Annotated in this window: 1 protein-coding gene; it reads left to right on the forward strand. The window is 48.0% G+C overall.

Going from position 1 to position 1359, the window contains the following annotated elements:
• Positions 1 to 73 precede the first annotated feature (73 nt).
• Positions 74 to 1294 carry an IS256 family transposase gene (locus CRG97_RS32800; RefSeq protein WP_098749643.1) on the forward strand — a complete coding sequence of 407 codons (1221 nt, stop codon included), beginning with the start codon at positions 74 to 76 and terminating at the stop codon, positions 1292 to 1294.
• Positions 1295 to 1359 lie beyond the last annotated feature (65 nt).

Below are 1359 nucleotides of genomic sequence, written 5' to 3' on the forward strand. Positions count from 1 at the left end.
GAGTCTGTAAAATAAATTGTGTAAACTCCCAAATCTATTAAAATGGAAGTAATAGAAAGGTTGGGGAGAACACATGGGACTCTGGACAAAAGAGCAACTGCGAGCGTTCATTAAGGAGAATAAGCTGGTCACGGCTCAGGATGCGCAAAATGCCTTGAAAGAACTGTTTGCTGAAACGCTGCAGGAGATGCTGGAAGCCGAATTAGACACGCATTTGGGCTACGAGAAGCATGAGGTTAAGGCCAAGATGACACCGAATAGCCGTAATGGCAAAAGCAAGAAGTCGGTGATCAGCGAGTACGGGGAGCAGGAAATCACGGTTCCACGGGATCGGCTGGGAGAGTTTGAACCGATCGTGGTCCAGAAACATCAAAAGAACGTAACCGGCATCGAGGACCAGATTATCGCGCTGTATGCCAAAGGTGTCAGTACCCGGGAAATTCAGGACCATTTGCAGAATCTGTATGGCATCGAAGTGTCGCCTACCCTCATCTCCAATGTGACCAACAAAATCGTGCCCCTCATAAAAGAATGGCAGAATCGGCCACTTCAAGGCATATATGCCGTCGTGTACATGGATGCCATTCACTTTAAAGTGAAGCAGGACGGAGCCATCGTGAACAAAGCCGCCTATATGGTTATTGGCATTGATCTGGATGGGAACAAAGATGTGCTGGGTATGTGGATTGGCGAAAATGAATCCAGCAAGTTCTGGCTCAGTGTACTGAATGACCTCCGAAATCGCGGGGTTCAGGATATCCTCATCATCTGTGTAGACAACTTGAGTGGCTTCTCTGAGGCGATCACTGCCTGCTATCCAAAAACCGAAATCCAGAAATGCATTATTCACCAGATCCGAAATTCGACTCGCTATGTGTCTTACAAGGACCTCAAGAAAGTGACTGCCGATCTGAAGCCGATCTACAAAGCGGCCACAGAGGAAGGGGCACTGCTCGAATTGGACCGATTCGAGGAAGTCTGGGGCGTCAAATATCCACTCATCGTCCGCTCCTGGCGAAATAACTGGGAGGAACTCTCGACCTTCTTCAAATACCCGCCCGAAATCCGTAAGCTAATCTATACCACCAACATGATCGAGAGTTACCATCGGCAGCTCCGCAAAGTGACCAAGGGAAAAAGTATTTTCCCGACGGACGAAGCCTTGCTTAAAATGCTGTATCTGGCTACGATGGATGTCACCCGTAAATGGACAGGACGTGTGCAAAACTGGGGGCAAATGCTACTTCAATTGTCCGTCTTTTTTCCAGATCGAGTGAGCAACTACTTGCGCTAAAAACGCCAAAATCCCCCTCGGGGGATTCCTTGGTAAAGAGTTTACACAAAATTATTGACAGACCC

The organism is Paenibacillus sp. EZ-K15, assembly GCF_002573715.1.
Classification (GTDB): domain Bacteria; phylum Bacillota; class Bacilli; order Paenibacillales; family Paenibacillaceae; genus Paenibacillus_AQ.

What these genes read in the sequence shown, in the direction of transcription:
- CRG97_RS32800 (WP_098749643.1), top strand. Translation starts at nt 74, where the DNA reads ATGGGACTCTGGACAAAAGAGCAACTGCGAGCGTTCATTAAGGAGAAT.